This window comes from Mesorhizobium sp. M0772 (assembly GCF_040320135.1).
In the GTDB taxonomy this organism is placed as follows: Bacteria; Pseudomonadota; Alphaproteobacteria; order Rhizobiales; family Rhizobiaceae; genus Mesorhizobium.
In genome coordinates this window covers 13,987-34,055 of sequence record NZ_JAMYPB010000023.1, presented here as the reverse complement: position 1 = coordinate 34,055, position 20,069 = coordinate 13,987, and the positions used below count along the sequence as shown (strand labels likewise).

19 protein-coding genes are annotated in these 20,069 nt (G+C 64.4%); 14 read left to right on the top strand and 5 right to left on the bottom strand.

Going from position 1 to position 20,069, the window contains the following annotated elements:
• Positions 1-175: 175 nt before the first annotated feature.
• The 6 genes from NKI06_RS17000 (at position 176) to lpxK (ending at position 5,762) form a co-directional block, all read left to right on the top strand.
• Positions 176-1,519 carry a TldD/PmbA family protein gene (locus NKI06_RS17000; protein ID WP_023682945.1) on the top strand — a complete coding sequence of 448 codons (1,344 nt, stop codon included), beginning with the start codon at positions 176-178 and terminating at the stop codon, positions 1,517-1,519.
• Complete coding sequence (locus NKI06_RS16995; protein ID WP_023671574.1) at positions 1,506-2,312, top strand: 3'(2'),5'-bisphosphate nucleotidase CysQ; 807 nt, start codon at positions 1,506-1,508, stop codon at positions 2,310-2,312. The genes NKI06_RS17000 and NKI06_RS16995 overlap by 14 nt, the downstream gene beginning before the upstream one ends.
• 68 nt (positions 2,313-2,380) lie before the next feature.
• Entirely contained in the window at positions 2,381-2,626 is a 246-nt protein-coding gene (locus NKI06_RS16990; RefSeq protein WP_023671575.1) for a DUF4170 domain-containing protein, read from the top strand.
• Between the two features lie 5 nt (positions 2,627-2,631).
• A complete protein-coding gene (locus NKI06_RS16985) occupies positions 2,632-3,420 on the top strand; it encodes a lysophospholipid acyltransferase family protein (protein WP_023671576.1) in 789 nt (262 codons plus the stop codon).
• On the top strand, positions 3,417-4,733 hold the full coding sequence (waaA, locus tag NKI06_RS16980) for a lipid IV(A) 3-deoxy-D-manno-octulosonic acid transferase (RefSeq protein ID WP_023671577.1): 1,317 nt from the start codon (positions 3,417-3,419) through the stop codon (positions 4,731-4,733). Before NKI06_RS16985 ends, waaA begins: the two co-directional genes overlap by 4 nt.
• The gene (gene lpxK / locus NKI06_RS16975) at positions 4,734-5,762 is read left to right on the top strand and encodes a tetraacyldisaccharide 4'-kinase (RefSeq protein WP_352741709.1); all 1,029 of its coding nucleotides are present in this window, start codon (positions 4,734-4,736) and stop codon (positions 5,760-5,762) included.
• A 229-nt stretch (positions 5,763-5,991) separates the two neighbouring features.
• Here the strand turns inward: lpxK and NKI06_RS16970 are convergent, their stop codons facing one another.
• The gene (locus NKI06_RS16970; protein WP_023694434.1) at positions 5,992-6,225 is read right to left on the bottom strand and encodes a DUF2093 domain-containing protein; all 234 of its coding nucleotides are present in this window, start codon (positions 6,223-6,225) and stop codon (positions 5,992-5,994) included.
• A gap of 112 nt (positions 6,226-6,337) precedes the next feature.
• Between NKI06_RS16970 and NKI06_RS16965 the strand changes: the two genes are divergently transcribed.
• The gene (locus NKI06_RS16965) at positions 6,338-6,937 is read left to right on the top strand and encodes a hypothetical protein (RefSeq protein ID WP_352741708.1); all 600 of its coding nucleotides are present in this window, start codon (positions 6,338-6,340) and stop codon (positions 6,935-6,937) included.
• Between the two features lie 17 nt (positions 6,938-6,954).
• Here NKI06_RS16965 and NKI06_RS16960 read toward each other — a convergent pair whose 3' ends face one another.
• A complete protein-coding gene (locus NKI06_RS16960) occupies positions 6,955-7,860 on the bottom strand; it encodes a LysR substrate-binding domain-containing protein (RefSeq protein WP_352986320.1) in 906 nt (301 codons plus the stop codon).
• 113 nt (positions 7,861-7,973) lie between these two features.
• Here NKI06_RS16960 and NKI06_RS16955 point away from each other — a divergent pair, with 113 nt between their 5' ends.
• Both NKI06_RS16955 and NKI06_RS16950 read left to right on the top strand, forming a co-directional pair.
• Positions 7,974-8,867, top strand: a complete 894-nt coding sequence (locus NKI06_RS16955; protein ID WP_352986279.1) for a DMT family transporter — start codon at positions 7,974-7,976, stop codon at positions 8,865-8,867.
• Between the two features lie 89 nt (positions 8,868-8,956).
• Positions 8,957-9,718: a hypothetical protein gene (locus NKI06_RS16950; protein ID WP_352986278.1), complete on the top strand. Its 762-nt coding sequence runs from the start codon at positions 8,957-8,959 to the stop codon at positions 9,716-9,718.
• Between the two features lie 25 nt (positions 9,719-9,743).
• Here the strand turns inward: NKI06_RS16950 and mutL are convergent, their stop codons facing one another.
• Entirely contained in the window at positions 9,744-11,597 is a 1,854-nt protein-coding gene (gene mutL / locus NKI06_RS16945; protein WP_352986276.1) for a DNA mismatch repair endonuclease MutL, read from the bottom strand.
• Positions 11,598-11,684: 87 nt separating this feature from the next.
• Positions 11,685-12,587 (bottom strand): LysR substrate-binding domain-containing protein, encoded by a 903-nt coding sequence (locus NKI06_RS16940; RefSeq protein ID WP_023702312.1) that lies wholly within the window; start codon positions 12,585-12,587, stop codon positions 11,685-11,687.
• 89 nt (positions 12,588-12,676) lie between these two features.
• On the opposite strand from NKI06_RS16940, the gene NKI06_RS16935 reads away from it, so the two are divergent.
• From NKI06_RS16935 to NKI06_RS16920, 4 genes are all read left to right on the top strand, one after another.
• Positions 12,677-14,227 (top strand): trimethylamine methyltransferase family protein, encoded by a 1,551-nt coding sequence (locus tag NKI06_RS16935; RefSeq protein ID WP_023724844.1) that lies wholly within the window; start codon positions 12,677-12,679, stop codon positions 14,225-14,227.
• Between the two features lie 61 nt (positions 14,228-14,288).
• Positions 14,289-15,938 carry an ABC transporter substrate-binding protein gene (locus NKI06_RS16930; protein WP_352986273.1) on the top strand — a complete coding sequence of 550 codons (1,650 nt, stop codon included), beginning with the start codon at positions 14,289-14,291 and terminating at the stop codon, positions 15,936-15,938.
• A 95-nt stretch (positions 15,939-16,033) separates the two neighbouring features.
• Positions 16,034-16,513: a DUF3828 domain-containing protein gene (locus tag NKI06_RS16925; protein ID WP_023805042.1), complete on the top strand. Its 480-nt coding sequence runs from the start codon at positions 16,034-16,036 to the stop codon at positions 16,511-16,513.
• Between the two features lie 4 nt (positions 16,514-16,517).
• Positions 16,518-17,129, top strand: a complete 612-nt coding sequence (locus tag NKI06_RS16920) for a hypothetical protein (protein ID WP_023682932.1) — start codon at positions 16,518-16,520, stop codon at positions 17,127-17,129.
• Between the two features lie 219 nt (positions 17,130-17,348).
• On the opposite strand, the gene queF is transcribed toward NKI06_RS16920, so the two are convergent.
• A complete protein-coding gene (gene queF / locus NKI06_RS16915; protein WP_352986271.1) occupies positions 17,349-17,810 on the bottom strand; it encodes a preQ(1) synthase in 462 nt (153 codons plus the stop codon).
• A 140-nt stretch (positions 17,811-17,950) separates the two neighbouring features.
• Between queF and NKI06_RS16910 the strand changes: the two genes are divergently transcribed.
• The gene (locus NKI06_RS16910) at positions 17,951-19,996 is read left to right on the top strand and encodes an oxidoreductase (protein ID WP_352652155.1); all 2,046 of its coding nucleotides are present in this window, start codon (positions 17,951-17,953) and stop codon (positions 19,994-19,996) included.
• Positions 19,997-20,069 lie beyond the last annotated feature (73 nt).

Below are 20,069 nucleotides of genomic sequence, written 5' to 3'. Positions count from 1 at the left end.
AAACCGTCAAGCCGCGCGTCTGTGGCGGCCGCTGCCGCGGATAGCTTTCGCGCTCCGCTTGGGCGCTATGCCGCAGCGGGACAATTGCCCGTGCGCCATTGCACAAGCCGCATTGGGACAATAGATGGTGCAACAGCCGCTACCGCCCGGCGCGGCTTCAGCCAGGACCACGCGCATGACCGATACATCAGAGGCAGCGAAATTGACCGACCGCGTCGCGGCACTGGTCGAGGCTGCCAAGCGGGCCGGCGCCGACGCCGCCGACGCGGTTGCCGTGCGCGGCCGCTCGATCGGCGTGTCGGTGCGGCTGGGCAAGGTCGAGAACACTGAGGCGTCCGAGGGCGACGATGTCTCGCTGCGCGTCTTCGTCGGCAACCGGGTGGCGAGCGTCTCGGCGACGGCGGCATCGGACCCCAGGGCATTGGCCGAGCGCGCCGTGGCCATGGCCAAAGTCTCGCCCGAGGATCCCTATCAGGGTCTCGCCGATCCGGCTTTGCTGGTCGGCAAGGTGCGCGACCTCGATCTGTTCGACGCCACCGAGGTTTCGGCCGATCAGTTGAAGGAAGCGGCCCTTGCCGCCGAGGAAGCAGCCCTTGCCGTCAAGGGCGTCACCAATTCGGCCGGCAGCGGCGCCAGCGCAGGCCTCGGCGGGCTGGTGCTTGCCACGTCGAACGGCTTCGTCGGCCACTATGTCGCGTCGCGCTTTTCGCGTTCGGCCAGCGTTATTGCGGGCGAAGGCACCGGCATGGAGCGCGACTACGAATACTCCTCGAACCAGCATTTTTCCGATCTGGACGCACCGGAATTGATCGGCCGCAAGGCCGGCGAGCGCGCCGTGCGCCGCCTCGGCGCCCGCAAGGCGGCGACCGGTCCGGTCAACGTGGTGTTCGATCCGCGCGTCGCGCGCGGCATTGCCGGTCATCTCGCCGGCGCCATCAACGGCGCTTCGGTGGCGCGCAAGACCAGTTTTTTGCGCGAGATGATGGGCAAGCAGGTTGCGTCGGCTGCCATCACCGTCACCGACGAGCCGCTACGGCGTCGCGGCCAGGCCTCGCGCCCGTTCGACGGCGAAGGCGTCGAGGGCGAAAAGCTGTTGATGGTCGAGAACGGCGTGCTGAAGCACTGGTTCCTGTCGACGTCCGCCGCGCGGGAATTGGGGCTGACCACCAACGGACGCGGCGCGCGCAGCGGCTCGTCGGTATCGCCGTCTTCGACCAATCTCGCCATCGAGCCGGGCGACAGGACGCCGGAAGACCTGATCAGGTCGCTAAAATCCGGCTTTTATGTCACCGAAGTGTTCGGCCAGGGCGTCGATATGGTGACCGGCGAATACAGCCGTGGCGCATCCGGCTTCTGGATCGACAATGGTGAGCTTGCCTATCCGGTGGCCGAGGTGACCATCGCCTCGAATTTGAAGACGATGTTCCTCAATATGGTTCCGGCGAGCGATCTTGACCGCGATTTCGGCACTGCCGCACCGACGCTGCTGATCGAAGGAATGACCCTTGCCGGAGCGTGACCCGGTCATATCGGCCGGGGCCTCGGAAGACCTCGATCTGCTGCGCGACGCCGCCCGCGAGGCGGGCGCGATCGCCATGCGCTATTTCGGCAAGAACCCGCAAGTGTGGATGAAAGGCGGCACCTCGCCGGTCAGCGAAGCCGACCACGCGGCGGACGCCTATCTTCGCGAGACCCTGCTTGCGGCGCGGCCGGACTATGGCTGGCTGTCGGAGGAAACGACTGACGATCCGGCACGGCTTCTGGCGCGGCGCACCTTTGTCGTCGACCCCATAGACGGCACCCGCGGCTTCCTCGAAGGTCTGCGCTCGTGGTGCGTCAGCGTCGCGGTGGTCGAGAATGGCCGCACGCTCACCGGTGTGCTCGAATGTCCGGCCAAGGGCGAAACCTATTGGGCGCTGCCTGGCCATGGAGCTTTCCGCAACGGCAAGCCGATTGCCGTGCGCGGCCTGGGTAAGACGGTCGAGATCGGCGGGCTGAAGCAGTTGATCGACCTGATGCCGGCGCAATGGCAAAGCCGGGTGCGGCGCGCGGCGCACATTCCGTCTCTCGCCTACCGGCTGGCGATGGTCGCCAACGGCACGCTCGACGCAACCTTCGTCAAGCCCAACGCGCATGACTGGGATATCGCCGCCGCCGATCTCATCTTGCGCGAGGCTGGCGGCGCCGTGCTCGACGGCCATGGCCGCGCGCCGCTTTATGCCGGGGAGATCATCCGTCACGGCGCGCTGGTCGCCGGCAGCGGGCAGCTGCTGACCGTGCTTGCCGGCGTCATTGCCGATACGGAAGCGTGATCGAAGGTTCCAAAGTCGGCAGCTTTGGGCTAGACCTGTCGCAAACTCACAATATGTGAAGGACCGAAATGGCCGCGGAAGACGGAAAGAAACAGCTTTTGCACCTGGTGTTCGGCGGCGAGCTGAAGCAGCTGGGAGGCACCGAGTTCCGCGATCTCGACGCGCTCGACATCGTTGGCGTCTATCCGGACTATCAAACCGCGCACACCGCGTGGAAGGCCAAGGCGCAAGCCAGCGTGGACAATGCCCATATGCGCTATTTCGTCGTCCATCTGCACCGGCTGCTCGACCCTGAAAGCAAGGCCGCCGGTTGACAGTGATGGAGCATGAAGCGGTGAAAGGGCAGCCCACCGGCGCCGCGGTCCGAAGAAGACGCGGCGGCAGTTCGAAGACGTTCTGGCGCAAGATCCGCGAGCCGTTGGCGCAGTCGCGAATCGTCAAGAGCATCATCGTCAGCCTGCTCGCCCAGTTCGTCCGCCTGGTGCGCCTGACCAACCGCGTGGTCGAAGGCTCGGCTAAATTTTCAGGCGGCGACTACGCCGAATTCGAACCCGGCATCATCGCGCTCTGGCATGGCCAGCATCTGCTGACCCCAGCCTATTATCCCAAGGGACGGCCGCTGGTCGCCATGGTCTCGCGCAGCGCCGACGCCGAACTCAACGCGCTGATGATTGAAAAATTCGGCATCGAGGCGGTGCGCGGCTCCGGCGGGCGTGAAAGCACGAAGCATCTCGACAAGGGCGGCGCCAAGGCGCTCATTGCCCTGAAAAAGTCACTCGTCGCCGGCAAGAACGTCGCCATGATCGCCGACATTCCCCACGGCACGCCGCGCGACGCCGGGCTTGGTATCGTTCTGCTCGCACGCCTTTCCGGCCGGCCGATCATGCCTGCCGCCATCGCCACCAGCCGCCGCAAGGTGCTGGAAAGGAGCTGGGACAAGACCACCATCAACCTGCCGTTCGGCCGCTCCTCGATCGTCATCGGAACGCCGGTTTTCGTGCCGGCCAATGCCGACGAGGCCGAAATGGAGCGCAAGCGCCAGGAAGTCACGGCCGCGCTCAATGCCGCGACCGCCGAGGCCTATCGGCTCGTGGACGGCAGGCCATGAGCGTCGGCTGGGCGCGCGCCTTCCTGGCGGCGTACCGCCTTGCCGGTGCAGCCGCCTATCCGCTGATGGGCCCCTATGTCGCGTGGCGCACGTCGCAGGGCAAGGAAGACCGCAGCCGCAGCCGCGAGCGCTACGGTGTTGCCGGGCGGCCGCGCCCTGAAGGGCCGGTGATCTGGATCCATGCGGCAAGCGTCGGCGAGACCCTTGCGGTCGTGCCGCTGGTGCAAAGCATCCTCGACTACGGTGTCAACATCGTGCTGACGACGGGAACAGTGACCTCGGCGCAGGTTGCCGACGAACGGCTGGGCGACCGCATCATCCACCAATATGTTCCGCTCGACCTCAAGCCGGCCGTCAGCCGCTTTCTCGATCACTGGCGGCCGGACCTGGCTATCATCGCCGAATCCGAGATATGGCCGATGACCATCCTCGAGCTCGGCGCCCGACACGTGCCGCAGGTGCTGGTCAACGGCCGGCTGTCCGACCGCTCGTTCAAGTCCTGGAAGAAGCGCGCCAACATCGCCGAGGCGCTGTTCGAGAACCTTGCACATGTCGTTGCCCAGTCGGATGTCGACGGCGAACGGTTTCGCGCGCTTGGCGCCCGGCCGGTCACCGTGTCCGGCAACCTCAAGGTCGACACCTTGCCGCCGCCGGTCGACGAACGGGCGCTGGCGACGCTGAAGCGCCAGATCGCCGGCCGCCCGACCTGGGCGGCAATTTCGACCCATGACGGCGAGGAGGTGGTCGCGGCGGAAGTCCACGCCACGCTCTACAAGCGCCACCATGGACTGCTGACGATCATCGTCCCGCGTCATCCCGACCGCGCCGAAGCGCTGGCCGCACAGATTTCCGGCATGGGCCTGAAGCTGGCGCGGCGCAGCAAGGGCGACCGGATCACCGCCGACACCGATATCCTGCTCGGCGATACGATCGGCGAGATGGGGCTTTATCTCCGGCTGACGGAAATCGCCTTTGTCGGCCGCTCGCTGACCTCGGAAGGCGGCCAGAATCCGCTGGAGCCGGCCATGCTCGACACCGCTGTGCTGGCCGGCCGCAACGTCCAGAATTTTCGCGAGGCCTATCAGCGCCTGCTCGACAGCGGCGGCGCCAAGCTGGTGCGCGACCGCGACATGCTGGCCGGCGCCGTCAATTTCCTGCTGAGCAATGAAGTTGCGCGCCATGAGATGATGGCGGCCGGTGCCGCCACAGTCGACCAGATGCGCGGTGCGCTGGCGCACACGCTGAAGTCGCTCGAGCCTTATATCCAGCCATTGATCGTCAAGTCGCGCCTGAAGGGCGCCGACGGGCGATAGGTGGCGTCGGAAGCACCACCTTTCTGGTGGGAAGCGCCGGACTGGCGGGTCTTTGCGCTGTCGCCGCTATCAGCCGTCTATGGCATCGTCGCCGGCCGCCGCATGCATCGGGCGGTACGTGAAAAGATCGACGCGCCAGTGCTTTGCGTCGGCAACTTCACCGTCGGCGGCAGCGGCAAGACGCCGATCGCCATCGCGCTGGCCAAGCAGGCCAGGCGCATGCAGCTCAATCCCGGATTCCTGTCGCGCGGCCATGGCGGCTCGTTCGCGCAGCCGCATGTCGTCGATGCCAGTCACGACGCTGCAAAGCATGTCGGCGACGAGCCGCTGCTTTTGGCCGAGCACGCGCCGGTTGCGGTGAGCCCCAACCGCGCTGCCGGCGCCAAGCTGCTCATGGAAGCCCATGGCTGCGATTTCCTGATCATGGATGACGGTTTTCAGAGCGCACGCATCCATATCGATTATGCGCTGGTCGTCGTCGACGCCCGTTACGGCATCGGCAACGGCCGGGTCATTCCGGGCGGTCCGCTGAGAGCCAACATCGTCGATCAGTTGGTGTTCACCGACGGGCTGTTGAAGATGGGCGAGGGCGCTGCCGCCGACCAGGTCGTGCGCCAGGCGGCGCGCGCCGGCCGGCCGATCTTCGAGGCGCATGCCGAGCCCGCGGCCAAGGAGCGGTTCGCCGGCCGGCGGTTCCTCGCCTTTGCCGGCATCGGCCACCCCGAAAAATTCTTCGACACGCTGCGCGGCACCGGTGCGGAAGTGGCGCTGAGCCGGTCGTTTCCGGACCATCACTTCTATGCCCCTGATGAACTCGCGGAACTGGCGGCAACCGCGCGCCGCGATGGACTGGGCCTCGTCACCACCGCCAAGGACGCCGCCCGGCTGCGCCACGGCGCTGCCCCGGCCGATTTCCTCGCTGAACTCGCCGTGCTGGAGATCGACGCCACGTTCGAACTCGACACTGTGCCGGAGCGCATCATCGACGAGACGCTGGATGCCTGGAGACAGCGGAAGCTGCGAGGGTAGGGCGTGCAGCGTCACGCGGAGATGCTGGCGGACAGCACCCCCCTCTGGCCTGCCGGCCATCTCCCCCGCAAGGAGGGAGATCAGCAGCTTTGCCAATGGCGCTCATTCTGCAACGCTGGTGATTTGGCGAAAGCAAAGATGATCATCCAATCTCCCCCCTTGCGGGGGAGATGTCCGGCAGGACAGAGGGGGGTGTGAAGGAACGCGACCAACGGCTCTGTGCGCGCCTTTAACCCCGGCTGCGCAGGTCCGGATGCATCTCGATCTCGCGGCGCAGCGAGGCGGCGGCGCTGACATAGGGCTCCTGCCTGGCGACGCTCCAATATTTGAGCTCGTCCAGCGGAATGCTCTCGCCGGTCACCGCGCAACGCACGAAGGCGCCGGGGCTGGTGACCTGGAAGTCGCCGTCGAGATAGCGGATACGGGCTTCCTTGCCGCCGGGGCCTTCGAAGCGGTTCATCATGGAGTGGTGCCAAGGTTCATGCTGATTTCATCGCCATAAATTGCCGGCAAGGTCAAGCTTGACGCAATGCTGAGGCGCTATTGTCGCTCCAAACCATTCTTATGGGACCGGTATGGACATTTCATCCGCCCGCCTGACCGCGCTGCTGCGTGAGGCCATGATGTTGGCAGCGTTGCCGTCGGCGAAGGCCGATCCGGCGAAAGCAGCACTTATAAAGGCGCTGGTGCAGCCGCCGACGCCGTCCGGCGCGCCTTTGCAGCAGGCAGCGGCGCCGGCGCTGCAGGCGCTGTTGTCCGCAGCCACCGCAAAGGGGCAGCAGACGGGTTCTGCCGAGGTCCTGCAAGCCTATCTGGCCCTTGCTGAACCTGGCGTCGAGGCGCCAGACAAGGTCGCGCCGACAAGGGTCGTTGCGGTCTCGCCGGCAAATGACGACACACAGCGCGATCTGCCGCTGCCGCCGGCCAAGGCCGAAGATGGCGCTCCCGCAAAGCCCGTAGGACTGCCCTGGTTTGCGCTTCTCGCACCCGTGGTTTCGCCGCAGCGCCGCGCTGCCACCACCGATATGCCAATGAAGCGGGAGCAGGCGACGTCTGGGCCGAATGATGCGGCCCAGCCGCAAGGCCGAAAGCAGACGCGTGTCGGTCTGATGGCGCTGGCAACCGGGTTTCTGGCCGTCGCCATTGTCGGGCTAGCCCTGCTGGTGCTTCGCTGAGCACCGAACGATCGCCGCTATCGCTCGGCTTCGAGGAATGCTTCCATCTTGTCCATCGCCAGCCCCGCCTCGACAGCGATACGGCGTGAAAGTTCGGCGGCAGCCGTGCGTGGCCGCCCCAGCGGCCGGTCGAGCCAGTACGACACCGGGTTCAGCGCCGTGCGCTCGTCAACGGCGACGATGCGGCCTGCCTCCAACTGGTGTCCGGTCAGCGGTGGCCGCGCCAGCGCGATGCCGAGCCCGTAAGCTGCGGCGTCGAGCACCAGATTGTAGTCCTCGAAGCGGCGATCCTGCGGGCGCGGGCGGTAGTCCATCCCTTGCGCGGCAAACCAGGCACGCCACCCCGAAGCGTCGGAATCGTTGATCAGCGGAAATTTGAGCAGCCGGGCCGGGGCGCCGCGACCGCTCGCGTGGGCAAGGCCGGGCGCGGCGACGGGAAAGACATGTTCCTCGAACAGCTTCACCGAGATGCGGCCCGGAATGCCGCCGCGGCCGCAGCGGACCGACAGGTCGATGCCTTCATCGGCAAGGTCGGCCTGGCGGATGTCGACGTCGAGCACGATGCGCAGCTTGGTGGGATTGTTCTCCAGCGCCGCCATGCGTGGCATCAGCCACAGCCCGCTGACGGAGGGTATCGAGGTCAGCCGCACCACGGCGGTGCCGCGCGGCTCGACCCAGCGGTCGGAATGGCTGGAGATCAGCGCAAAGGCTTCGGCCGTGCGCAGATGCAGGCGGTTGCCCTCGATGGTCAGCGAGACGCCACGCGCGCCGCGGTCGAACACTTTCAAGCCCAGCCAGTCCTCCAGCTTGGCGATCTGCCGGCTGACGGCGCCGTGGGTGATGTTGAGCTTCTCGGCCGCGGCCGAAAAGCTCCCCGTTCGCGCCGCCGCATCGAAGGCGCGCAGGGTCTCGAGCGGCACCATAGTGTCTGAGCTGTGATCCACAGTCACAGGTGATCCTCGATTTGATCGTTTGTCAACCGCGCCGAAAAGGCGCTTTCTGCCTTTCAACACTCTGGGAACCCGAGGACAGGCAGATGAGCGCAACGACCAGCACGTCGAATCCGACACAGCGGATGGACACCACGGCAGCCATCGCCGTGGCTCTGACGGTGGTCGGCTGGGCATCGGCCTTTCCAGCGATTCGTGCGGGTCTCGCCGCCTTCGGGCCGCTGGAACTCGGTTCGCTGCGCTTTGCCATTGCCGCGGTGCCGGCGGCGATCTTTCTTGCCGTCAAGCCCCCGGCACTGCCGAGGCTCGATGAAGTGTGGCGCCTCGGCTTTGGCGGCGCCATTTTCGTCGCGCTCTACACCGTCATGCTTAATTACGGCGAACTGACCGTGTCGGCTGGCGCCGCCGGTTTCATCATCAATGTCAGCCCGATCTTCACCGCCATCATGGCAATGGCATTGCTGGGCGAGCGTTTCTCAACGTGGGCCTGGTTTGGCACGGCCATTTCTTTCGCCGGCATCGGCATCATTGCGGTCGCCGACGGCAATGGCTTGAGTTTCGACACCGGCGCGCTGCTGGTTCTTGGCTCCGCGCTGTGCTCGGCTGTCAACACGATCGTCCAGAAGCCGCTCTTTGCCCGCCATCACCCGCTGACCATTTCGGCCTCGAACATGGTCCTTGGTGCACTTTGCCTGGCGCCCTTTTTGCCAAGCGGCTTTGCGCAGGCAGCGGTCGCCAACACGGCCGGGATCGGCGCCGTGATCTTTCTTGGCATCGTGCCCAGCCTGATCGCCTATGCCGCCTGGGCAACCGCTCTGTCGCGTCTCCCGGCCGCCCGTGCCTCGAACTTCCTTTATCTGGTCTCGCCCATGTCTGCCCTGATCGGTTTCTTCTGGCTGGGCGAAGTGCCGACACTGCTCGGCATAATCGGCGGTGCGTTGGCCCTCGGCGGCGTGATCGTGGTGAATTTAAAGCGTTAAATCGGACTCAAACCGAGAACCGCTTCCATCAGAATGCAGACACCCAGAGGAAGGACAGCTATGGTACGCTGCCTTCACTGGGGGACGGAATGGGAAGACTGTTCATATCGGCAATTTTTTGCGTTTTGCTGCTGACCGGGAAAGCCGCCGCGGGCTGGTATCAGGTCGAAAACTACGAAGGCTCCATCGGACCTAACCCCGTCCACCTATCGCTGCAGAGATATGACAGTTTCGGCAGCGGGATTACGGTCGAGGGGAGCTATTTCCACGACGCGAAGCAAAGCCCGATAGCGGTGTACGGCAAGATCAGTGGCACCAGCGTCTTCCTTTGCGAGATTGCGGACGACAGGGAGTTCGACCGGGTGCTGGTCATGGGATCGAAAACGCCCGTTGGCACCGCCGGATGTCCGTTTTCTCTCGACCTTGGCGAAAGCGGCGCAACAGGGACTTGGAGCAAGGGCTCGGACAAGTTCCCGATCACGCTGAAGAAGGTCGCAAGCCTCGACGATACCGGTGAGGCGAAGGTTGACGGCACCGTCGAGATTCCCTTCTGGGCGCAGACAGCCACCCACAGATTTGCCGGGGTCTACGAGAAAGCGGGCTTTCTCGTCTGCATGAATAAATTGCGGGTCATCGATAAGAAGAAAAAGAAGGTCGTTCAGGAGATCGCTTTCGATGACGACGATTGCGATGCCGGCATGCTGATGACTCCCATCTACATGAATGTTCAAAAACAGGTTGGGAGAAGCTTCGAGATAATCTCCGTGAATTTTCGCGGCGGTAGCGCCGGTTACTCAAGGGATTACGTTTTCTCTCATAGGTTCAAGGATTATCGCCTGTTGGTGAATTGAGCGTGTGCCCTGACCTGGCTTGTGCTCACCGCCGCCCAAACAGCCGCTCTATGTCGGCGAGCTTGAGTTCGATATAGGTCGGGCGACCGTGATTGCAGGTGCCGGAGCCCGGCGTTGCTTCCATCTGGCGCAGCAGCGCGTTCATCTCCTCAGGCTTGAGCAGGCGGCCGGAGCGGACCGAGCCGTGGCAGGCCATGGTCGCGGCGATCTTGTCCAGTCGTTCCTTCAGCGTCTCGATCGTGTCGTTGTCGGCGATCTCGTCGGCAAGATCACGCACCAATTGCTGGACATTGGTTTCGCCGAGCATGGACGGCGTCTCGCGCACCGCCACCGCGCCGGGACCGAAACGCTCAATGCCGAGGCCGAACCGGGCCAGCGTTTCGGAATGCATGGCCAGCCGCTCGGCGTCCTCCTCCGGCAGGTCGACGATCTCCGGCAGAAGCAGCATCTGCGAGGGCACCGCGCGCGAGTGCAGGGCATTCTTCAGCGCCTCGTAGACCAGCCGCTCATGCGCCGCGTGCTGGTCGACGATGACAAGCGAATCCCTGGTCTGGGCGACGATGTAGTTCTCGTGGACCTGCGCGCGGGCGGCGCCCAGCGCGGTGCCGAGCAGCGTCTCGGCCGGCTCGGCTAAGCCGGCACGCGCATCGGCGCTGGCGAGCGGACCGGCGTCGAATGCAGCCTGGTCGTTTTCGCGGAAGCCGGCGCCGTCAAATCCCATATCCAGCGGCCGCTGTGGCGAGCGGTCAAAGCCCGAAAAGCCCGAGGCCCGGTAGGCCGCGTCATAACTGCGATGACCGTTGGCAGGACCGGCATGGGCGTAGGAGGCGGCTCCCGGCCGGAACGCCGCCACCATCCCGGCGGCCCCGCTGGTGGCGGCGCGGATGCCGGCATTGGCCAGCACCTCGCGGATGGCGCCGACGATCAGCCCGCGCACCAGGCCGGGATCGCGGAAGCGAACATCGGCCTTGGCTGGGTGGACATTGACGTCGACGGTCGCCGGATCAAGCGTCAGGAACAGCACCGTGACAGCATGCCGGTCGCGCGGCAGCACGTCGGCGAAGGCGCCGCGAATGGCGCCGGCGATCAGCTTGTCGCGCACTGGCCGGCCGTTGACATAGGCATATTGCTGCAGCGCGTTGGCGCGGGTGAAGGACGGGATCGAGACGTGGCCGGTCAGGTGCACGCCGTCCCGGCCGGCGTCGATAGCGATGGAATTGTCGGGAAACTCGGCGCCCATCACCTGGGCGACGCGGCGCAGGCTGCCCTCGGTACTGTCATCGGTCGCCGGCAATTCCAGCGTCGAGCGGTCCGAGCCGGCCAGCGTGAAGCGCACGGCGGGGAAGGCGATGGCGATGCGCTTGACCACGTCGCTGGTGGCCGAGCTTTCGGCCCGCTCGCCCTTCATGAATTTGAGCCGCGCCGGCGTGGCAAAGAACAGATCGCGCACCTCGACCGTTGTGCCGCGATTGGCCGCCGCCGGTTTGACCGCCGAAACGCGGCCGCCTTCGATGGCGATCTCGGCGGCAGCGTCGCCTGCGGTCGTGCGCGAACGGATCGACAGCCGCGCCACCGAACCGATCGACGGCAGCGCCTCGCCACGGAAGCCGAGCGAGCGGATATCGTGAATATTGTCGGCAAGTTTCGAGGTGCAGTGGCGCGCAATGGCCAGCGCCAGTTCCTGTTCGGGGATACCGGAGCCGTCATCGGTGACGCGGATCAGGTTCAGCCCGCCGCCGGCAGTGACGACCTCGACGCGGGAGGCGCCGGCGTCGAGCGCGTTCTCGACCAGTTCCTTCACCACGCTCGCCGGACGCTCGATCACTTCGCCGGCGGCGATCTGGTTGATCATCGTTTCGGAAAGCTGGCGAATGGGCATGGGGGTACTATAGGCGGATTCGAAGAGTGTGCGGAAGGCTTCAATGGGGGTGCTGTCCCGCCACCTCAAGAGTTGCGCCAGCACTGCTCAAGCCTGCGCCGCCAGCCAGTCCCTGACTTTCCGCGCATTCTCGCTCAACTCCCGGTTCTTCGGCCAAACCACATAGAACGCCTTGCCGGTCTTCAGCACATGATCGGTCACCGGCACCAGCAGCCCCGACGCCAGGAGCCGTTCGGCCAGATGCCGCCAGCCAAGCGCGATGCCCTGGCCTTCCATGACGCCCTGGATCACGAGGCCGTAATCGTTGATGCGCAGGCCGCGCGCGGTGTTGTCGAGGCTGCCGCCCGCCGACTGGAACCATTCGTCCCAGCTAGCCGCCTCGCGGTAGGGCTCCTCGAGGTGGATCAGGCGATGCGTCGCCAGCTCCGCGACGCTCCTTGGCATGCCGAATTTCGCGAGATAGCTGGCGCCAACCACCGGAAAAATCTCCTCGTCGGCCAGCGGCAGCGAGTGATAATCGGCCCAGTCGCGCGGTTCGCCGCCGCGAACTGCGAGCGGGATGCCCTCGGCGATGATGTCGAGATCGCGGTCGGCGGTCTGGATGCGCAAGTCGATGCCCGGCAGTTCGTCGCGGAACTGCTGCAGCCGCGGCATCATCCAGAACGAGCCGAAGGCGGTCGACGCCGCCAGCGTGACATGACCGCCGGTCGCCTGCAGGCGCAGATCCTCCGCCGATTTGCGGATATGCGACAGGCCGAGCGAGACGTCAGCATGGAAGCGTTCGCCCGCTTCTGTCAGGACGACCTGGCGGTGGCGGCGCTGGAACAACTGCGCGCCAAGCTGTTCCTCCAACCCGCGCACCGCATAGGAGACGGCGGCCTGCGTCATGCCGAGCTCGCGCCCGGCGGCAGTGAAGCTCGACAGCCGGCCCGCCGCCTCGAAGACGATCAGGCTGCCGGCCGAGGGTAGGAGATGGCGCAGGCTTCGCATAAGTTGAGCTTATACAAGAGATCAGGATTTTCCAGCATCACATCCATATTTCCTCTCGCTAACTTGGTTGGACGGAATGAGGAGGCTCCATGAACGCACCGGCCGCTGAACTGACCGAGCAAACCCACCGCCGCGGCGGCGGTCGCCTCGGACGCAAGGCGCTGAGGAGCGCCCCCGTCGCCTCGTTCCCGACGCTGGTCCGCGAGATCCCCACCTACCAGATGGTCCCGGACGAGGCGGTGGAACTGATCCACCAGGAGTCACTCGCTATCCTCGAAGAGGTCGGTTGCGAGTTCCGCGACGACGAGGCGATCGCCATGTGGAAGGCGGCGGGCGCCGACGTGTCCGAGACACGCGTCCGCATCGACCGCGGCCTCCTGATGGAACTGGTCGCGAAGGTTCCATCCGAGTTCACTCTCAATGCGCGCAATCCCGAGCGCACCGTGCGCGTCGGCGGCAAGAACTCCATCTTCGCGCCGATGTATGGCGCGCCTTACGTGCGCGACCTCGACAACAACCGGCGTTATGGCACGCTTGAAGACCTCAACAATTTTCACAAGCTCGCCTACATGGCCCCGGCGCTGCATTCGTCGAGTTCGATCATCTGCGAGCCGATGGAGATCGCGGTGCCGAAACGGCATCTCCACATCATCCATTCGGCGCTGAAGCATTCCGACAAGCCGTTCATGGGCATCGTTACTTCCAAAGACCGCGCCGAAGACACGATGGCGATGGCGGGCATCGTCTTTGGCGAAGATTTCGTTCGCGACAACCCGGTGCTGGTGTCGATTACCAACTGCAACTCGCCGCTGGTGTGGGACGCCACCATGCTGGACGCGATGAAGGTCTATGCGCGCAGCAATCAGCCGCTGATCCTGGCTCCCTTTGCGCTGTGCGGCGCATCGACTTCGGCCTCGGCCGTCGGCGCGGTGGCGCAGGTCAATGCCGAAGCACTGGCCGGCGTCGCTTTCACCCAACTGCTGCGCCCGGGTTCGCCGCAAATCTACGGCCAGTTCATGGTGACGGTCGACATGAAGACCGGCGCGCCGATGGGCGGCACGCCGGAAGCCGCCCAGATGATGTATCTGATGGGCGCGCTGGCGCGGAAATACAAACTGCCCTGGCGAACCTCCGGCTTCCATGTCGGCTCCAAGCTCAACGACGCCCAGGCCGGCTATGAATCCAACATGCTGATGCATGCCGCCATCCTCGCCGGCGCCAATTATATCTGGCACTCCGCCGGCTGGTTGGAGGCCGGGCTGACCTGCGGCTATTCGAAATTCGCCACCGACTGCGAGCAGCTTGTCGGCTGGTACAAATATGCCGGCGGCCTGCCGTTCGACGACTTCAAGGAGGCCATGGCGGCGATCCGCGAGGTCGGGCCGCAGGGCCATTTCCTCGGCACCCAGCACACGCTCGATCATTACGAGTCGGCATTCTTCATGCCCACCATCATGGATTTCAACTCCTACGAACAATGGAAGGCTGGAGGGGCGAAGGACCACGACACGCGCGGCCGCGAGAAAGCCCGCAACATGCTGGCCGACTATGAAGAGCCGAAACTCGATGAGGGCATTGCCGAGGGCCTCAGGGACTTTATCGCGCAGCGCGAAGAGAGGCTGCCCGACAGCGTTAGCTAAGAGAACGACGAATGAGTTGATAACGGGCGAAGACCCGATGGGAACCGCAAGGGAGAAAGACATGACAGTTTTCAAAAGCAATGGCGATCGCGTGCCAACGGCCATCGAGGCGATGGCGCAAGAGACGCGTGCTGGCCGTATGGACCGGCGCGAGTTTCTTGCATTGGCAAGTGCGTTCGGCGCATCGACGGCGCTGGCCTACGGCATGATCGGCCTTGCCGCGCCGGGACAGGCTTTTGCCGAGGAGCCGAAGAAGGGCGGCACGCTGCACATATCGATGTCGGTCAAGGCCCAAAAAGATCCGCGCACCTATGACTGGGTGGAACTCGCCAACATCTCGCGCTGCTGGCTGGAGCCGCTGGTCCGCTACACCAGGGAATTCACCTTCGAGCCAGTGCTGCTCGAAAGCTGGGACATCAATGACGACGCCACGGAATACACGTTGCATGTGCGCAAGGGCATCACCTGGAACAATGGCGATGCTTTCAACGCCGATGACGTGGTCTTCAATGTTACCCGCTGGTGCGAGAAGAAGGTCGCCGGCAACTCCATGGCCGCTCGCGTCGGCGGGCTGATCGACGAAAAGTCGGGCAAGGCCAGGGAAGGCGCGATCGCCAAGGTCGACGACAATACGGTCAAGCTGACGCTCAGCGCGCCCGACATTTCGCTGATCCCGAACCTCACCGATTATCCCGCGCTCGTCGTCCACCGCAATTTCGACGCCGAAGGCGCCGACCCGGTCAAGAAGCCGATCGGCACGGGCCCGTTCGAACTGGTCTCCTACGATGTCGGCCAGAAGGCGGTGGTCAAGCGTCGTGAAAACGGCAAGTGGTGGGGTGGTGAAGCGCCGCTCGACAGCGTCGAGTTCATCGACTACGGCACCGACTTCAACGCTTCGATCTACGCCTTCGAATCCGGCGAGATAGACCTCAATTTCGAGACGCCGGCCGACTTCATCGACATCCTGGATAAGATGGGGCTGGAGAAGTCCGAGGTTGCGACGGCAACCACGCTGGTTGCCCGCACGAACGTTACCCACAAGCCCTATGACGACCAGCGGGTGCGCAACGCGCTGCAGATGGCGGTCGACAACAATGCGGTGCTGGAACTCGGCTATGCCGGGCGAGGGACAGTCGGTGAAAACCACCATGTCAGCCCTATCCATCCTGAATATTTCGCGCTGCCCAAGAAGACGCGCGACGCGGCCGGCGCCAAGAAACTGATGGCCGACGCTGGGCAGGCCGATTTCGAGCACGAGCTGATCACCGTCGAGGACGATTGGCAGAAGAACACCGGCGACGCGATTGCCGGCCAACTGCGCGACGCCGGCATCAAGGTCAAGCGCACGGTGCTGCCGGGCTCGACCTTCTGGAACGACTGGACGAAGTATCCCTATTCGATGACCATCTGGTACATGCGCCCGCTTGGCGTCCAGGTGCTGGCGCTTGGTTATCGCACCGGCGAGGCCTGGAATGAATCGGCCTATTCCAACCCGGACTTCGACGCCAAGCTGAAGCAGGCGCTGTCGCTGATCGACGTGGAGAAACGGCGTGAGGTGATGAAGGATGTCGAGCAGATCCTGCAGGATTCCGGCGTCATCATTCAACCCTTCTGGCAGAAGCTCTACAGCCACATGAACAAGAAGGTGAAAAACTACGGCGTCCACCAGACCTTCGAGATGGACCTGCAGAACGTCTGGCTGGATGGCTGAGACGATACAAGCCGGGGCTTCATGAGCCGCAAAAAAGCCGATATGCAGGATGTCTGGTATTGCCGCCTTGCCGCCGAACCGTCCGGAGATCCTGCATGAAACCGATAGTGCTTGCCGCAGTCTTTTCGATTGCCTTGCCTGCGACGGTGCTGGCCGGGCCGGCTTCCAACGCCGTGAAGTTCTTTTATCTGCCCGAGGTGAAATTCGAGGGAGATGCAAAGTACCGCGACCGCTTCACCGAGCCGGTGACCAAGCTGTTCGATCTCAACGACCAGGCCACGAAGAACAAGCCCGACGAAGTCGCCTGCCTCGACTTCGATCCTGGCCTCGACGCGCAGGATTTCGACCAGACTTCGATTGCCAAGACATTGAAGCTGGCCGAGACCGTCAATGGCGATACGGCCGAAGTCACCGCCACCTTCAGCCTTTTTGCGGAAGGCGATGATTCCAAACGCGAAATGCTGTGGTCGCTGAAGAAAATCGACGGCAAATGGAAGGTCGCCGACATCACCTCCAAGACCAGCAGCTGGACGCTGAGCGCGCTGGAATGCATGCCCGACAAAGCGCCGGAGTGATCCCGTGCTCCGCCGTCTTGCCTTGGCGCTGTCGCCCATGTGCGTGCTGTCGGTGGGTATGAGCGCAGCCGCAGCACAAGGCCTGTTGGGCCCGCCGCCAGCCAATGCGCCGGCCGTGACGGCACCGGCCGGCGCAGCACCGCCCGCAAATCCACCCGGGACAGCGGTGGAACCGGCGACACCGCCGGTTGGGTGGCCGCCGGCCGACGCCCCACCGGCCGCACCCATTCTGCCGGGATCCCCGACGGCGGTGGTGCGGCCATTTTACGATCAGGTGGGACTGGAGATCGATCCGGCGCAGCGCAGCCACTTCATCGACCCGGCAAAAACCGTTCTCGACAAGAGCGACGCGTTGCGCACATCCGGGCAGGGAGAATGTCTCGACCCCAACATGGCGCTCGACAATGCCGACTATGACAAGACCGAGATCGATAAGAGCCTGAAGACACTCGAAGCGATCAATGGCGACCAGGCCAAGGTCATTGTCGCCTTCGTCGTCGCCGGCAATCCACATCGCCTTGAATGGAAGTTCAGGAAGGTCGACGGCGACTGGAAGATATCCGATCTGCTTTCGGTGACCGGTGAATGGGCGCTCAGCCAGTACCAGTGCGAATAATGTTGATTGAGGATCAGCGCCTGCGATCCTTCGCGCCCCTCTCTGTCCTGCCGGACATCTCCCCCACGGGTGGGGAGATCAGCAGTTCCAACGTCTCGCCCGCTCCGCATCATTCGAGATTAGCTAAAGCCGGCGTAGCGGCCAATCTCCCCCCGTGTGGGGGAGATGTCCGGCAGGACAGAGGGGGGCGCTGTCCCGCTAAAGTTCCGCAAAATAGCTTCAGCCCCTTCCGCGATAGGGGGCAACGCCGGTGTCGGGCAACCAGGCGCCTTCGGGCGGAGCGCCGGTCTGCCAGAAGACATCGATCGGAATGCCGCCGCGCGGATACCAATAGCCGCCTATGCGCAACCACAGCGGCTTCGTTGCCGCCACAATGCGGCGGCCGATCATCACCGTGCAGTCTTCATGGAAAGCGCCATGGTTGCGAAACGAGGTCATGAACAGTTTGAGCGACTTCGATTCCACGAGCGTGGTATCGGGTGCGTAGTCGATGACGATATGAGCGAAATCCGGCTGTCCGGTTACCGGGCAGAGCGAGGTGAATTCCGGGCAGGTGAAGCGCACGATCGCCGGCGGTCCGTCGCCGCGCTGGAACCGCACGGTCTCCAGGACCGCAGTCTCCGGGCTCTGTGGCGTCTCGACGTGGGCGCCGAGCTGGGTGAGGGTTTTGGTATCGATCATCGTGGTTTTCCTGGGGATTTTCCGCGCTCATTAGCATCGGATCAAAAAGTGTGCAGCGATTTTCGAATAAATTCGATGCTTAAGACAAGAACTGGAGCAGCGCGCGCTGCTCCGACACAAACTGGAACGGCAGGAAGATGATGACCAGCAACGACCCGCTTCTCCAGCCTTACCAGCTCAAACACCTGACGCTGAAGAACAGGGTGATGTCGACCAGCCACGAGCCGGCCTATTCCGAGGACGGCATGCCGAAACAGCGCTACCGGCTCTACCACGCCGAAAAGGCCAAGGGCGGCATGGCGCTGACCATGACGGCGGGCTCGGCGATCGTCTCGCGCGACAGCCCGGCCGCCTTTGGCAATCTGCATCTCTATGACGACCGCATCGTGCCGTGGCTGGCCGAACTGGCGGACGCCTGCCACGAGCATGACTGCAAGGTGATGATCCAGATCACCCATCTTGGTCGCCGCACCGGCTGGAACAAGGCCGACTGGCTGCCGGTGCTGTCGGCTTCGCCGGTGCGTGAGCCGGCGCACCGCGCGTTCCCCAAAACCATCGAGGACTGGGATATCGAGCGCATCGTCGCCGACTATGCGTCCGCTGCGCAGCGCTGCCAGGCCGCCGGCCTCGACGGCATCGAGTTCGAATCCTACGGCCATCTGATGGACGGCTTCTGGTCGCCGGCCACAAACCATCGCGACGACGAGTTCGGCGGTTCGCTCGACAACCGGCTGCGCTTCACCGACATGGTGCTGGATGCCGTGCGGGCTGCCGTCGGCGAAAAATTCGTCGTCGGCATCCGTATGGTCGCCGATGAGGATTTTGACAAAGGCCTGTCGAAGGAGGAGGGCGTTGAGATCGCCCGGCGATTGGCCGGTTCCGGCAAGGTCGATTTCCTCAACATCATTCGCGGCTCGATCGAAAGCGACGCGGCGCTCACCAAGGTTATCCCGGTGACCGGCATGCGCTCTTCCCCGCATCTCGATTTCGCCGGCGAGGTGAGGGCGGCGACGAAGTTCCCGACCTTCCATGCGGCGCGGATTTCCGATGTCGCCACGGCGCGCCACGCCATCGCGACCGGCAAGCTCGATATGGTCGGCATGACCCGCGCCCATATCGCCGACCCGCACATCATCAAGAAGGTCATGGAAGGTCGCGAGCACGAGATCCGGCCTTGCGTCGGCGCCACCTATTGCCTCGACCGTATCTATGAAGGCGGCGAGGCGCTGTGCGTCCACAATGCCGCGACCGGCCGCGAGGCCGAGATTCCGCATATCATCCTGAAGACCGAAGGGCCCAGGCGGAACGTCGTTGTCGTTGGCGCTGGCGCTGGCGGGCTCGAGGCAGCTCGCGTGATGGCCGAACGCGGCCATCATGTCACGGTGCTTGAAGCCTCCGGTCAGGCCGGCGGCCAGGTTCGGCTGGCGACGCAGAACCCGCGCCGCAAGGAGTTGATCGGCATCATCGACTGGCGGCTGGCCGAACTCGACCGGCTCGGCGTCGGGATCCGCTACGACACCTGGGCCGAGCAGGACGATGTGCTGGCGCTTTCGCCCGACGTGGTGGTGATCGCCACCGGCGGCCTGCCGCAGAACCCGCCGCTGACATCAGGCGACAATCTCGTCACGTCGAGCTGGGACATCATGGCCGGCAGCGTCAAGCCGGCGGAGAACGTGGTGCTCTTCGACGACAATGGCGGCCATCAGGGCATGGGCGCGGCGGAGCTGATCGCCAATGCCGGTTCGAAGCTGGAGCTGGTTTCGCCGGAGCGCTTCTTCGCCCCCGAAATGGGCGGCATGAACCACGTGCCCTATATGCGCGCCTTCCAGGAGAAGGGCGTCACCATCACCATCAACACCAGGCTGCGCTCGGTACGGCGCGAGGGCAACCAGCTGGTCGCCGAACTCGCCTCCGACTTTGCCGACGGCTGGCGCGGCGAGAGGCGGGTCGACCAGGTGGTGGTCGAGCACGGCACGGCGCCGCTCGACGATCTCTATCTCCAGCTGAAACCGCTGTCGAAGAATGGTGGCGCGGTCGACTATGAGCGGCTGGTCGGCGGCGGCGATATTTTTCCTTCACGCAATCCCGAAGGCGGCTTCGTGCTGTTGCGCATCGGCGATGCAGTCGCCTCGCGCAACATCCATGCCGCCATCTATGACGGCATCAGGTTCGGCTTGCGGGTTTGAGCCTACAAGCCGGCCTACGGTTTGTTCCAAAGCTCGATCTCACCCTTCCGGCGGGCGCAACTCGATCGATCAA

Coding starts and splice junctions, on each gene's coding strand:
- NKI06_RS17000 (WP_023682945.1), top strand. CDS start 176: ATGACCGATACATCAGAGGCAGCGAAATTGACCGACCGCGTCGCGGCA.
- NKI06_RS16990 (WP_023671575.1), top strand. CDS start 2,381: ATGGCCGCGGAAGACGGAAAGAAACAGCTTTTGCACCTGGTGTTCGGC.
- NKI06_RS16985 (WP_023671576.1), top strand. CDS start 2,632: ATGGAGCATGAAGCGGTGAAAGGGCAGCCCACCGGCGCCGCGGTCCGA.
- waaA (WP_023671577.1), top strand. CDS start 3,417: ATGAGCGTCGGCTGGGCGCGCGCCTTCCTGGCGGCGTACCGCCTTGCC.
- NKI06_RS16970 (WP_023694434.1), bottom strand. CDS start 6,225: ATGATGAACCGCTTCGAAGGCCCCGGCGGCAAGGAAGCCCGTATCCGC.
- NKI06_RS16965 (WP_352741708.1), top strand. CDS start 6,338: ATGGACATTTCATCCGCCCGCCTGACCGCGCTGCTGCGTGAGGCCATG.
- NKI06_RS16960 (WP_352986320.1), bottom strand. CDS start 7,860: ATGGTGCCGCTCGAGACCCTGCGCGCCTTCGATGCGGCGGCGCGAACG.
- NKI06_RS16955 (WP_352986279.1), top strand. CDS start 7,974: ATGAGCGCAACGACCAGCACGTCGAATCCGACACAGCGGATGGACACC.
- NKI06_RS16950 (WP_352986278.1), top strand. CDS start 8,957: ATGGGAAGACTGTTCATATCGGCAATTTTTTGCGTTTTGCTGCTGACC.
- mutL (WP_352986276.1), bottom strand. CDS start 11,597: ATGCCCATTCGCCAGCTTTCCGAAACGATGATCAACCAGATCGCCGCC.
- NKI06_RS16940 (WP_023702312.1), bottom strand. CDS start 12,587: ATGCGAAGCCTGCGCCATCTCCTACCCTCGGCCGGCAGCCTGATCGTC.
- NKI06_RS16935 (WP_023724844.1), top strand. CDS start 12,677: ATGAACGCACCGGCCGCTGAACTGACCGAGCAAACCCACCGCCGCGGC.
- NKI06_RS16930 (WP_352986273.1), top strand. CDS start 14,289: ATGACAGTTTTCAAAAGCAATGGCGATCGCGTGCCAACGGCCATCGAG.
- NKI06_RS16925 (WP_023805042.1), top strand. CDS start 16,034: ATGAAACCGATAGTGCTTGCCGCAGTCTTTTCGATTGCCTTGCCTGCG.
- queF (WP_352986271.1), bottom strand. CDS start 17,810: ATGATCGATACCAAAACCCTCACCCAGCTCGGCGCCCACGTCGAGACG.
- NKI06_RS16910 (WP_352652155.1), top strand. CDS start 17,951: ATGACCAGCAACGACCCGCTTCTCCAGCCTTACCAGCTCAAACACCTG.